The 11,886-nt window shown below is 63.0% G+C and carries 11 protein-coding genes; 8 read left to right on the top strand and 3 right to left on the bottom strand.

Annotated features, from left to right (window positions below):
* Positions 1-51: 51 nt before the first annotated feature.
* The gene (locus tag AC2FMN_RS01535) at positions 52-1,197 is read right to left on the bottom strand and encodes a glycosyltransferase (RefSeq protein ID WP_496685632.1); all 1,146 of its coding nucleotides are present in this window, start codon (positions 1,195-1,197) and stop codon (positions 52-54) included.
* Positions 1,198-1,565: 368 nt separating this feature from the next.
* On the opposite strand from AC2FMN_RS01535, the gene AC2FMN_RS01530 reads away from it, so the two are divergent.
* Both AC2FMN_RS01530 and AC2FMN_RS01525 read left to right on the top strand, forming a co-directional pair.
* Complete coding sequence (locus tag AC2FMN_RS01530; protein ID WP_496685631.1) at positions 1,566-2,459, top strand: glycosyltransferase family 2 protein; 894 nt, start codon at positions 1,566-1,568, stop codon at positions 2,457-2,459.
* Positions 2,460-2,473: 14 nt separating this feature from the next.
* The gene (locus AC2FMN_RS01525; protein ID WP_496685628.1) at positions 2,474-3,412 is read left to right on the top strand and encodes a hypothetical protein; all 939 of its coding nucleotides are present in this window, start codon (positions 2,474-2,476) and stop codon (positions 3,410-3,412) included.
* Between the two features lie 6 nt (positions 3,413-3,418).
* Here AC2FMN_RS01525 and AC2FMN_RS01520 read toward each other — a convergent pair whose 3' ends face one another.
* On the bottom strand, positions 3,419-4,471 hold the full coding sequence (locus AC2FMN_RS01520) for a Gfo/Idh/MocA family protein (RefSeq protein WP_496685626.1): 1,053 nt from the start codon (positions 4,469-4,471) through the stop codon (positions 3,419-3,421).
* 227 nt (positions 4,472-4,698) lie between these two features.
* Here AC2FMN_RS01520 and AC2FMN_RS01515 point away from each other — a divergent pair, with 227 nt between their 5' ends.
* The 6 genes from AC2FMN_RS01515 (at position 4,699) to AC2FMN_RS01490 (ending at position 11,015) form a co-directional block, all read left to right on the top strand.
* Positions 4,699-5,808, top strand: a complete 1,110-nt coding sequence (locus AC2FMN_RS01515; RefSeq protein ID WP_496685623.1) for an NAD-dependent epimerase/dehydratase family protein — start codon at positions 4,699-4,701, stop codon at positions 5,806-5,808.
* Positions 5,809-5,852: 44 nt separating this feature from the next.
* On the top strand, positions 5,853-7,028 hold the full coding sequence (locus AC2FMN_RS01510; protein ID WP_496685621.1) for a glycosyltransferase family 4 protein: 1,176 nt from the start codon (positions 5,853-5,855) through the stop codon (positions 7,026-7,028).
* Positions 7,029-7,248: 220 nt separating this feature from the next.
* Complete coding sequence (locus AC2FMN_RS01505; protein WP_496685619.1) at positions 7,249-8,607, top strand: nucleotide sugar dehydrogenase; 1,359 nt, start codon at positions 7,249-7,251, stop codon at positions 8,605-8,607.
* Between the two features lie 90 nt (positions 8,608-8,697).
* Complete coding sequence (locus tag AC2FMN_RS01500; protein WP_496683134.1) at positions 8,698-10,134, top strand: UbiA family prenyltransferase; 1,437 nt, start codon at positions 8,698-8,700, stop codon at positions 10,132-10,134.
* Positions 10,135-10,161: 27 nt separating this feature from the next.
* Entirely contained in the window at positions 10,162-10,518 is a 357-nt protein-coding gene (locus AC2FMN_RS01495; RefSeq protein WP_496685616.1) for a DMT family transporter, read from the top strand.
* Between the two features lie 317 nt (positions 10,519-10,835).
* Complete coding sequence (locus AC2FMN_RS01490; protein WP_496685613.1) at positions 10,836-11,015, top strand: hypothetical protein; 180 nt, start codon at positions 10,836-10,838, stop codon at positions 11,013-11,015.
* A 33-nt stretch (positions 11,016-11,048) separates the two neighbouring features.
* Here AC2FMN_RS01490 and AC2FMN_RS01485 read toward each other — a convergent pair whose 3' ends face one another.
* Positions 11,049-11,858, bottom strand: a complete 810-nt coding sequence (locus tag AC2FMN_RS01485; protein ID WP_496685610.1) for a M90 family metallopeptidase — start codon at positions 11,856-11,858, stop codon at positions 11,049-11,051.
* Positions 11,859-11,886: the final 28 nt, after the last annotated feature.

Below are 11,886 nucleotides of genomic sequence, written 5' to 3'. Positions count from 1 at the left end.
GAAACACGATCCCCGCCCCGATCGAAAGGCACAAGTCGCCACCGACCGGGCCTACCGCTCCTGCAGCCCAAGATACAGGCTTTCGATCTGCCGGTTGATATGGTCGGGGTCAAAGCGGGACGCTTTCGATCTCTGAAACGCGTTTGCCGCCATGGCCGCGCGTTTCGCATCATCTTCCAGCACCTCTGTCACCGCCTGTATGATCGCCGCGACATCACCGATGGGAACGCAGGCCCCGACCGTGTCGTCGACCAGTTCGTGCACCCCGGAACAATCCGTCGCGACGATCGGTGTGCCGGTCTGCAGCGACTCGGCAATCGAGATCGGAAGGGCCTCCCACCGCGAGGTCAAAAGCATCAGATCCGCCGCCCGCAGATACCGGTACGGAACATCCGTCCGCCCCACGAACTGCAGATACCCGTCCAGGCCGCGATCCGTGGCCAACGCCTGCATCTCGCGATCCAGCGGCCCATCGCCGACCACGACGAAGCGGTATTCGGGATGGCTGCCCTTCAGGCGCGCCACACACTCGATCAGAATGTCGATCCCTTTCTGATGCGCCACCCGGGCGATGGTCACGACCAGGCGCGTGCCCCCGCGCAACAGGTGGTCACGCAACGCGGCCACGTCTTCCGGCAGGTCTACGGGGGGCGGCTTGATCCCGAGGCCGATCACCCGCAGCTTGCCCTTGGAAATACCCCCGATCGCCACAAGGTCCTCGGCGGCGCGGTGGCTGGGCGTGACGATCAGGTCGGCATGGCGCGCAATGGCGCCGAACCCCCTGATCCGGTCGGGGTCCGAGCCGTGATAGGTCACGACCAGTGGAATGTTCAGACCCATCCGCGCCAGCAATGCCACCAGGGCCGGAGCGGATTCATGCGCATGGATCACGTCGACGTTCGCCTCGCGCAACCAGCGACGCAGCGACTGCGCGCCCCGCCCCGCGTTTGACAGTCGCCGCAGAACCGACCCGCCATCCGCCGCAACACCGCGCGTCGGAACCGACAGAAATCGATCGCTCAGTTGTTCGTTCGCCCAGTTTCCGGGGCTGCCGGCCAGATAGATTTCATGCCCGCGACCCGTCAGCCAAGTGCTCAGGTCCAGCGCATGGCGTGCTATTCCACCCATTCCGAAATCGGTACACATCTGCGCGATGCGCAGGGGCTGGCGGACATCCGTTCCGGGTTCTGTCTGCATGGTTCATTCCAACTGCATTCGGTAGTGAAGGTGTAACAAGAGCACTTGTGCGACGCCACGCATATCAGCGCCCTTTGTACGACTGGCCGCTGAAAACGCAGCGGCCCAGACTGGGTCAGATCAGGGCGGATGGCCAAATCCATGCCCCCGCACGGATTGGCCAAGCCGGTTTCGCCCGCGAAGCCCAAATCAGGACTGTTGCCACTGATGCCACAATCCGGTCACCTTTGAATCAATGGGCAAATTTTTTTGACAGTTGGCCAGCCGACCTTTGATCGCTGTGTTCAAGCACGTTCAAATTCAATATTTCGGATTATGGGCGCGCAGACGACCGGTTTTGCATTACGATCAGGATTGGAGATTTAGTCATGAAACCACATCAGATTTCGGTCGTCATACCCTGCGTCAATTCCTATTCCGATTTTCAAGGCTGCATGACCGCGCTGCGCAACCAGACCGGCCCTAGACCCGAGGTCCTGGCGGTCGAGCGTCTGGGCTGCGGCTTTGCCCAGAAGGTCCAGGCCGAATTTCCCGACGTTCATGTCATCTCGGTGGGCGCCGAAGCCACGATCCCGCAGATGCGGGCAGTTGGCATCCGGACGGCCTCGGCGGATGCGGTCGGCGTGATCGAGGATCACGTCATCGTCCCGCCGGATTGGACCGCCCGGATGCTGGAAGAGATCGCCGCCGGCGCGGATGCGGTTGCCGGGCCGGTCGACAACGAGGCGACCGACTCGCTGATCGATTGGGCGGCGTTCCTGTGTGAATACAGCGCGGTCCTGCCGCCGCTGGCCGACGGACCGTGTGATTGGCTGCCCGGCAACAACACCGTGTATCGACGCGACGTGCTGAGCAAATGCGACGCGGTGCTGGACGACGGCAAATGGGAAAACCATCTACATGATTACATGCGCCAAGCAGGCGCGAAACTGGTCATGCGCAACGACATCGTCGCCGGCCACAAGATGCACTACACCTTCGGGCTGTATATGGCACAGCGATATCTCTACTCCAAAAGCTTCGCCGGGGCGCGGGTCCGCGGCGAACCCGCGACGAAACGCGCTCTGATGGGTTGTTTGGCCTTTGCCCTACCGCCGGTCGTCTTTGCGCGGGTGGTCCGCAACATCCTGTCCAAGAAGAGGCATGTGCCACAGCTGCTTCGGTCGCTGCCGCTTCTGGTGCCTTTTGCGCTGTCCTGGGGGGCGGGTGAGATTTCGGGTTACTGGTTCGGGGCCGGACAGTCCCTGTCCAAGGTCCGCTAGCGGGATAGCGGCCGATGTCCGATCCGACCCGACCCGAATTGTCCGTGATCGTCGCCATCGTCGATGGAGGCGCTGCGCTGCGCAACTGTCTGAACGCACTGCGGAACCAGTCAGGCACGCATCAGTTCGAAGTCATCATTCCCTACGACCAGCTATCGCGCGAAGCCGCCGACCTGCAGACCGATTTCCCCGAGTTCCGGTTTCTGGATCTGGGCGTGGTCGCCCGGGGCCAGGTGCCGCGCAACGCGCTCGAACTGCACCGGTTCTGGGACATTCGCCGCGCCGAGGGCGTCAAGGCCGCGCGCGGCCGGTTGATCGGCATGGTCGAAGACCGGGGCATCCCGCGGGAAGACTGGGTGGCCTCCGCCATCGACCTGCAACGGCAAACCGGCGCGGCCGCAGTGGGGGGATGCGTGGACAACGGCCACGACACGGCGTGGAATTGGGCGGTTCACATCTGTGACTTCAGCCGCTACATGCCGCCGATCCCGACCTCCGAGGCCGATTTTCTGTCGGCAACAAACGTCTGCTACCGGGCCGATACCCTGCGTGAATTGCAGGCCCTCTACAAAGAGCGGTTCTACGAACCCTCGATCCACGCGGCATTACAGGCGGCTGGTCACAAGCTGGTCCTGTCAGAACACCCCCGCACAACGCAATTCCGGCCACGCATCCCGACACATCTGCTGGCGGTCGAGTGGTTTCATTGGGGGCGAAAATACGCGCGGATACATTCCGGCGAGATTTCGGCCGCCAAGCGTGTCTTTCGCGCCGCTGTGACCCCCTTGCTGCCCTTCGTTCTGTTTGCGCGGCACTATTCAACCCAGCGGAAGAAACGGATACATCTGCGCGACTTCTGGAAAGCATCCCCCCTGATCTTTCTGATCGTCACGATGTGGGCGTTGGGCGAGCTTGCAGGCTATGTGCAGGGGCCGGAACCCGACCACGCCTGATCCCGGTCAAGGACGCTCGGGCAGCAAGCGGGGCAACTCGACCGGCACGTTGGTGCGGCTGCTCTCGGCCACCGCCAAGGCGATCTCGATCGCGCGCAGACCGGCATTCCCGTCGGCAATCCGGACGCTCAGGTCCCCGTCGCACAGTTTCAGAAAATCCCTTAGTTCCTCGGCGAAGGATAACTTGGCCGTCGATTTCCACGACCGCAGCTTTTCCCGGACCGCGATGTCGAAATAGTGCCGGGTGGTCGTGACCGGTTTTCCGCCCGGTTCCGGCAGGGTCACCAGCACGTTCTTCATCGGCGCATAGGCCCCGCGCACCAGCCCGTGGGTTCCATGTGCCTCGATGACAAAGTCGTATCCACGCCATTCATCCCATGTGGCCTGATAGATCGCGGCCAGCCCGTCGGGATTGCGGAAGATCGCCATGGCATTGTCCTCGGACCCCGCCAAGTTCCAGACGGACTCGCTAGCCACGCCATAGACCGACGTAACCTCGCCCAGCAGATGCCGCACCAGGTCGGTCAGGTGAATCCCGATGTCCCACATCGCGCCGCCGCCCGCCAGCGGGGTCCGGTATTCCCAATCGTGGGCGAAATGGGCTAGCCCGTCATGGCCGCCGAAGGCCCGCACATGGGTCAGCGTTCCGATCTGGCCGCTGGTCACGGCGTCCTTTACATAGGCGAAGGCCGGGTAATACCGCATGTTGAACCCGGTCGCGACGACCCGGTTCGCGGCTGCGGCCGCCTTCAGGATCCGGCGGCAGGTCTCGACCGAGTTGGCCATCGGTTTCTCGACCAGCACATGCCGCCCCCGCGCAAGCGCGCCCAGGCAGGGGGCCTCGTGCAGGTGCGGCGGTGTCGAGACCACGACGGCATCCATATCGGTGTCCAGAAACCGGTCCAGGTCGGTGAAGACCGGCGCCCCGCCGGCTACGGCCCGGGCACCCTCTTCCGACAGATCCATGACGGCCGCCAGCGTCGTGTCCGGGCACTCCTGGATGGTCTCGACCCGCAATTTCCCGATTTTCCCGGCCCCGCCGACAACCCCGATACGCATGAAACAACTCCTTCACTCAATACTTTCGCCCGACCGAACCGGTCCGGCGCACACGACAATCAACCTTGGGAACGGCACCTTAGGGTGCTCGGTCCTTCAATCGCGGATCCGGCGGTGGCCCGGCGCAAAACCCGCGCTCCAATCCAACATTCCTTTCCTGCGCAGTAGCACAGGCCAGCGCGTTGCGCTAGGCTGACCTCGGACAACATGTTGCTTTGGATCGAGTTTTGACGGATCGGACCCACACCGGGAACCAAGCCCAATGGCAGGACCTTGCTGGCCGCCCAGTCTTTGTCACCGGTGCCACGGGGTTCGTCGGTCGGCGGCTGCTGGAACAGCTGACCCAGGCCGGGGCAAACGTCACCGCTTTGCTCAGAACCCGGCACGGCACGCGCGATCTTGCCGCGCTCGGGGTCCGGGTCGAGGTGGGCGCCCTGTCTGACCGACCTCTGATGCAGGCCGCCTTGCGCGGCCAACAGGTGCTGTTTCACCTGGCCTATGACATGCGCGCGCCCGCAACCCAAAACCTTGCGGATTTCGAGGTGCTCAGATCCGCCGCCGAAACCGCGGGCGTCGGCCGGATCGTCCATGTCAGCTCGATCGTCGTGCATGACGGCTGGCCACATCAGGATCTGGATGAAAACAGCCCCATGCAAAGGCCGGGCGGGTCGGCCTATCGGCAGGCCAAGCAGGCCATGGAGCAGACCTTGATGCAAGGGAACTGCCCCGCGGCGATCCTGCAGCCGACGCTGGTCTATGGCCCGCACAGCCGGATGTGGACCGACCAGCTGGCCGACTGGCTGGCGCGTGGAACGGTGGTCCTGCCCGATCCCGAAGGTGTCTGCAACGGGGTATTCGTCGATGATCTGGTGCAGGCTCTGTTGCGCGCGGCGATCCTGCCGGATCTGGACCGCGAGCGTTTCATCATTTCCGGCGCGGCACCTTTCGCCTGGTCGGACCTGCTGCTTGGCTATGCCCGGATCATCGGGCGGGGTCAGGTGCGCCATTCCCCACTGGCCGCGCTGCAGGCCCGGCTGCCCGCGCCATCGGAGGACGCCCCGCCCGACCGGCCAGCTCTGGCCGCGCGCGTCAGCGCCGCCGCCCGCAGCCTGATCGGTCGCGAGAAGTTCGAAACCATGGTTCACGAGTTGAAGCGCCGCTTGCCCGGTCCGGCCGAGGTCTTTCCCGACCACGCCATGCTCGAACTGTTCGCGGCACATGGGGTCTGCCGGATCGACCTCGCCCGCGCGCGCCTGGGCTATCGGCCTGAATACGATTTGCCCGCCGGGCTCGACGCCACACGCACCTATCTTCAATCGCGCCACGGCGCCCCGTAATTGACGGTTTTTTTCAGTGTTTCTTGTTTCGAGGTTTCTGGGTTTTGACACATATCGCCGTTGACGCAACATCGTGGGAAAACGAACGCGGGTTTGGCCGCTTCACCCGCAACCTGATCCACGCGCTGGTCAGCCGGGACACGGGGTACCGGTACACGCTGCTGTTCGATCACCCCCCCACGCGTGTGGTGCCGGACGGGGTCGAGATACGGGTCGCCGGGTCCGGGGCTTCGATGTCCGAGGCCTCTTCAGGCGCGCGGGCCCGCAAAGGCGCCGACCTGATGACGATGGCGCGGGCCGCCAGGCAGATTCAGTGCGACCTGTTCTTCTATCCGGCGGTCTATTCCTATTTTCCCCTGCTTGCGCGGCGACCCAGCGTGGTGTGCTTTCACGACACGATCCCCGAGCGGTTTCCCGACCTGATCTTTCCCCGAAAGCTGAACTTCCGCCTGTGGCAGGCCAAATGCTGGCTGGCCAAAAAACAGGCGACGCGGGTGATGACGATCTCCGAGGCTTCGGCAACCGACCTGGCGGCCATCCTGCGCATTCCGCGCGGCAAGATCGACACGATCACCGAAGGGGCCGAGCCGATCTTTGCCCCCGCCCAGGACCAGTCGCAGCTGGACCGTGTCCGGCAAAGCCATGGCATCCCGCCGGACGCGCCGCTTCTGGTCTATGTAGGCGGGTTCAACCGGCACAAGAACGTGCTGCGCCTGATCGAGGCGATGCCGCGCATCGTCGCCACGTTTCCCGACACGCGGTTGGCCATCGTCGGGCGCACGACCGGGGCCCGGTTCTGGGACAACGTCGCAGACCTCAAGGCCAGTGCAGCCGCGAATGCCGCGTGTTCCGAAAACATCCTGTTTACCGGAGAGATCGACGACACCCAACTGGCCGCCTTGCTGAACGCCGCCGACGCGCTGGTATTTCCCTCGCTGTGGGAGGGTTTCGGCTTGCCCGCGCTCGAGGCGATGTCCTGCGGAACGCCCGTCCTGTCCTCGGATCGCGGCAGCCTGCCCGAGGTGGTCGGCGATGGCGGGCTGTATTTCGACCCGACATCCAGCCGGGCGCTGGCAGACCAGGCCATCCGCCTGCTGTCCGATCCGGGCCTGCGACACGACCTGTCGAACAAGGCGCTGGCCCGGGCGTCAGGGTTCGGGTGGGACAAGGGCGCGGCCATGGCCGAACAGTCGTTTCAGCGGGCGCTGGGTGGGAAATAGGAAAATTGCAGCATCGTCCGACTGCGCAAGCTGCCACAGTACAGTCCACGGCAATAGGTGCCATTGCGCCCTATTTGGAAACATTCAATCTGCGCCCTGCCCGGGCGAGACTATTTTATTGGATTCGGCCCCGATCCTCCGTATCGGTGGTTGAGGGCGGTTTGTTTAGGTCCAAGACGGCAATTGATTTCAGTTCCAGTTTGTATGATCAGGGTACATCATGAATCTCGAAACCTCACATCACCAGGCCCTCAGACAGCGCATCGCCGCGCGCGAGGCGCGGGTCGCCGTGGTCGGGCTGGGCTATGTCGGCCTGCCTCTGGCGCTGACCGCCCATGACAAAGGCTTTGACACCACCGGAATCGACCTGAACCCGCAGCGGGTCGCGCGGATCAATCAAGGTGCGCAGGTCATCTCGTACCTCGCACCAGACCGAATCGCCAAAGCCGTGGACAGCGGACGGTTCCGGGCAACGCAGGACGCGGCAGCGCTGACCGAGGCCGACATCATCCTGATCTGCGTCCCCACGCCGCTGACCGACAGCCAGGACCCGGACATGCGCTTTGTCGCAGCCGCCGCCGAGACCATCGCGCAGCATCTGCGGCCCGGACAGCTGGTGGTATTGGAAAGCAGCGTCTGGCCGGGCGCTACCACGACGCTGGTGCAGCCGCTGCTAGAAGCGGACGGCCTGCGCGCGGGGGTCGATTTCTTTCTGGGCTTCTCGCCCGAGCGCGAAGACCCCGGCAATGACAAGTTCGACACCCACAACATTCCCAAGGTTGTCGGCGCCGACGATCCGCTGTCGCTGCAACTGATCGAGGAGTTCTATCGCGCCATTGTGACACGCGCGGTTCCGGTCAGTTCGGCCGCCACCGCCGAGGCAGTCAAGCTGGTGGAAAACAGCTTTCGGACGGTGAACATCGCGCTCGTGAACGAACTCAAGACCGCATTGGACGCAATGGGCGTGGATGTATGGGAAGTGATCGACGCCGCCGCCACCAAGCCCTTCGGGTTCATGCCCTTCTATCCCGGTCCGGGGATCGGCGGCGCCTGCATCCCGGTCTCGCCGGCCTATCTGGCCTGGCGCGCGGCCGATGCCGGATCCGACACGCCGATCATCAACCTGGCCCGGTCCAGCAACGATGCCGTGCCAAGCGCGCTGGCCCGCCGGATGGCCGACCGGCTGGCGCCGGATGGGGCCGACACCGACCAACCTCTGGCCGGCCAACGCATCCTGCTGATGGGCATCGCCTACAAGCGCGACGTCGAGGATACCCGCCGCAGCCCCGCGCTGGTGCTGCTGCAAGAGCTGGAGAAGCTGGGCGCGCGGGTCGATTACCATGATCCGTTCTTCCCCAGCCTGCCGGAAGGGGGCGAGTACCCGGATCTGGCCGGGCGGGAATCGATGCCTCTGACGGCGGAAAACCTGAAAAGCTATGGCGCGGTGGCGGTGATTACCGACCACAGCGCGCCCGACTATGCGCTGGTGGCGCGCGAAGCCGCGATGATATTCGACACGCGCAACGTCTTTGCAAAGAAAGGAATTGAGGTGGCCGGTGGCCGCCTGGTGAAGCTTTGAGACCGCGTGTGGCGGCCCTGCCGGGCGAAGGTCCGGCAGGTCGGCAAGGTTCGCTTTCAAGGATGCCCGGACCGAAAGAAGAACCCGTTGATGAGTGAAAAGCCCGCAAGAATCTTCGTCGACCTGGATGGCACGCTGGTCAGGACCGATCTTTTTGTCGAGGCCATCGTTCAGTTTCTGACGAAGAACCCGTTGAACATATTTGTGCTGGTGCTCTGGCTGTTTCGCGGCATCGCCTATGCCAAATCCCGCATCGCGCAGCAGGTTCGGATCGACCCGGCCGGTCTGCCCTACGAAACGGCGCTGTTGGCGTATTTGAAGCAACAAAAGGCCCAGGGCCGGCAGCTGGTTCTGGCGACGGCCGCGCCGAAGGCCTTTGCCGAACCGGTGGCCGAGCATCTGGGCCTTTTCGATACTGTCCTGGCCACCGACGCAACGCACAACCTGAAAGGCGCCAGAAAACTGGCCGCGATCCGGAATATGGCCGGACAGGATCCCTTCACCTACGCAGGTGACACCGCAGCGGACCGTCCGATCTGGGCCGCAGCCAAGACCGAAATCTTGGTGAATGCACCGGCACGGGATGTGGATGCAGCACGGGCGGCGGACAAAGCCGAAATGGTCGTCAACTCGCGGCCACCCGGCTGGAGAGCATTCCTAAAATCGATGCGTCCGCATCAATATGCCAAGAACGCGTTGATCTTTGCGCCTCTGTTCACGTCACAGCAGCACCTGCCGATCGAGAGCGTGCTGGCGTCGCTGCTGGCCTTCATCTGCTTCAGCCTCTGTGCATCGGGCGTGTATTTCCTGAACGATCTTGTCGATCTGCAGGCCGACCGCCAGCATACCAGCAAGCAGTTCCGTCCCCTGCCCTCGGGCGACCTTTCGCTGCGGGCGGGCGTGGTCGGGGCCATCGCCCTGCCGATCGTCGCCTTCGGACTGTCGGTCTTTTTCCTTCCGGTCAATTTCACCCTGGTGCTGATCGCCTACCTTGCCATCACCATGGCCTATTCCTTTTGGGTCAAGCAGATCGCCACGGCGGACGTTATGGTGTTGGCTTCATTGTACACATTGCGGGTGATCGCGGGCTCAGCCGCCACCGGTATCGTCCTGTCGTCCTGGTTTCTGGCCTTCTCGATGTTCATCTTTGTCAGCCTGGGCTATCTGAAACGCTATGTCGAAGTGGCCGCGGCCCCCGCCGATGACAGCACCGTGCATGGCCGGGACTATTCGCATGCCGACAGCGAGACGATGTTCAGCCTGGGCGTCGCAAACATCACCGCGGCGGTGGTCATTCTGGCGCTGTACATCAACAGCCCCGAGGTCCAGACCATCTACCGGACCCCCGAAATCTTGTGGCTGCTGTGCCTTCTGCTGCTGTACTGGGGCAACCGGATCTGGGTCGGGGCGCGGCGCGGGCGGGTGGCCGACGACCCGGTTCTGTTCGCGCTGCGCGACCGCATCAGCCTGATGGTCGGCGCAGCCTTCGTGGTGGTCACGCTGGCTGCCAAGTACCTCAGCCTGTGACGGACCCGACAACCGAGGAGAAGGAACATGTCACTCTACTGGTCTTCTTTGCTGCTTGCGGTTTGCGCGAACATCTGCACCAACGTGTCATTCAAACTGGCCGTTCAACAGCTGTCCGGTCCGTTTGACATCCGCGCCTTGGTGGCATCTCCTTGGGCGTGGGCCGGGCTGGCCAGCGGGCTGCTTCTGCTGGGCAGTTTCATCGTCGCCATCCGCGGGATCGAGTTGAGCATCGCCTATCCGGCCGTCACGGGGTTGGCGATGGTTGGTATTCTTGTCGTCGGCTACGTCCTGTTTTCGGAAACGCTGAGCCTTCAGAAAATCGCCGGCATCGGGTTGGTCATGGCAGGGGTTCTGCTGCTGTCGCAGGTCGACCAAGCCTGACACCCGGCGCGTTGACCATCGGCAAAACCTTGCACAAATGAACCGATTTGCACCTCACGCCTTGCCGTTGCAACACTTGATCCGGCATGTAGCGCACACCGTACCATATCGCAACAGTTCATGGATTCGCGTGGTGGGATCGGTGCAGACAGGCAACCGCTAACCAAATTTTAACCCTTGGCAGTTCAAACTTTTGCCATGATTTGAAACCGTAATCGAATTGCGGCTTGAGTGGTGGGCATCTTGGTCCTCTCACAACCGGGTCGCGATTCATGACCGGAGGGACTGGGACAGTGTTGGGGATCGTCGGATTGGCAATGATATTCAGCCTTGGTCTGGCCGTGGCCGCCCTGTTGTCCGGGTATTCGGTTCTGACCGCACTGTTGGTTTATATGCTCGCCGGAACTTGCTTTGTCCTGGTTGGCATGGGCGCAATCTGCTTGACCCGCGCGCTGAAGACCACGCAATCGGATGAACGCCGCGCCTTTTCCGGCTGATCGCCGCATTCCGAGACATCTGGGCCGGCGATCCTACGACCAGTTTGCAGGATCAACGCGAAAGAACTTGCGCAATTCCGAATAAAATGCCGGTTCGACCTGCTTCAAGGCCTTGGGCCGCTCAAAGAACAGCTCGACCGTGACGGCAAAGAACTCTTCGTGTCCGGTGGCACCATAGGGGTCGATCACTGTGCGCCGGCCCGTCTCGACCGCTTGCACATGCGCGTCGAAGGCCGCCAAAAAAACACGCGCCCACCCGGCATAGCTCTGCTCTTTGGCCAGTACGGGCACGCCGTTGGTGCCGCCGGACAAGTCATCCAACTGATGGGCAAATTCGTGGAACACGACGTTGTGCCCGTCATGATCGTTTGCCGCGCCCTGCCGGCTGTGCGCCCAGGACAGGATCACCGGCCCCCGATCCCAGCTTTCGCCGGTACGGATGATCTCTTGTTCGGTCACGACATAGCCGCTGTGCCGCTGTTGGCGAGACTTGAAAGCGTTGGGATAGATCAGGACCGTCGTCAGATTGTCGTACCATTGGTCCGAGTTGACGACCAGAAGGCAGGCTTGTGCGGCAATCGACAGGCGCATTTCGTCCGTGACCTCAAGCCCGTCGCAGCCGATGAAATCGACCTGGTTCAGGAACAGGTTTATCTTGCCTTCCAAAGTGGCGCGCAGCTTGGCAGGCAGCCGCTCAAGGATCGGCACCGTCGCGTGGATGGTCCGCCGCTCTTCATCGCTCAGCGGTGTTTGCAGCAGCGCGGCCCTGGCCCTGGACTTCGACCAGAAATACCAGGCCACCAGACCGGCGATTGCCGCAACAAGGCTCAGAAAAAGCACCATGTGGCGACGGTATCTCTATTGCCCCACC

The organism is Ruegeria sp. BHSC037, from assembly GCF_059613045.1.
Note: the sequence above shows the minus strand (reverse complement) of the source record. Positions and strands in the feature narration are given on the sequence as shown.

Bases quoted from the DNA above. Each gene is read 5' to 3' on its own strand.
- AC2FMN_RS01525 (WP_496685628.1), top strand. From the start codon at position 2,474: ATGTCCGATCCGACCCGACCCGAATTGTCCGTGATCGTCGCCATCGTC.
- AC2FMN_RS01500 (WP_496683134.1), top strand. From the start codon at position 8,698: ATGAGTGAAAAGCCCGCAAGAATCTTCGTCGACCTGGATGGCACGCTG.
- AC2FMN_RS01490 (WP_496685613.1), top strand. From the start codon at position 10,836: ATGATATTCAGCCTTGGTCTGGCCGTGGCCGCCCTGTTGTCCGGGTAT.
- AC2FMN_RS01485 (WP_496685610.1), bottom strand. From the start codon at position 11,858: ATGGTGCTTTTTCTGAGCCTTGTTGCGGCAATCGCCGGTCTGGTGGCC.
- AC2FMN_RS01535 (WP_496685632.1), bottom strand. From the start codon at position 1,197: ATGCAGACAGAACCCGGAACGGATGTCCGCCAGCCCCTGCGCATCGCG.
- AC2FMN_RS01530 (WP_496685631.1), top strand. From the start codon at position 1,566: ATGAAACCACATCAGATTTCGGTCGTCATACCCTGCGTCAATTCCTAT.
- AC2FMN_RS01505 (WP_496685619.1), top strand. From the start codon at position 7,249: ATGAATCTCGAAACCTCACATCACCAGGCCCTCAGACAGCGCATCGCC.
- AC2FMN_RS01520 (WP_496685626.1), bottom strand. From the start codon at position 4,471: ATGCGTATCGGGGTTGTCGGCGGGGCCGGGAAAATCGGGAAATTGCGG.
- AC2FMN_RS01495 (WP_496685616.1), top strand. From the start codon at position 10,162: ATGTCACTCTACTGGTCTTCTTTGCTGCTTGCGGTTTGCGCGAACATC.